The sequence below is a fragment of the Bradyrhizobium sp. 23AC genome (assembly GCF_054863025.1).
The window spans coordinates 1-233 of sequence record NZ_JAVAYN010000320.1; the positions used below are offsets into that span (position 1 = coordinate 1).

Genomic DNA, 233 nt, shown 5'->3' on the forward strand with positions numbered 1-233 from the left:
GCGATCCGCACCGCAGCGGTGGCCCGGCGCGCTATTGGCGGGTCGGCGACACGGCAACGCGGCTCGGCCTGATCTCGCCGCTGACCGCCAATTTCTGCGATACCTGCAACCGCGTGCGGCTGACCACTGAGGGCGTGCTGTACACTTGCCTCGGCCATGATGATCACGTCGATCTCAAGACCATCCTGCGCCAGGACGGGGTCGATGGCCTCGACGCCGCGCTCGATGCCGCG

1 pseudogene is annotated in these 233 nt (G+C 68.2%); it reads left to right on the forward strand.

Features of this window, described 5'->3' with window-relative positions:
- Positions 1-233, forward strand: a pseudogene (locus tag RAD10_RS42590) (GTP 3',8-cyclase MoaA); the annotation flags it as partial.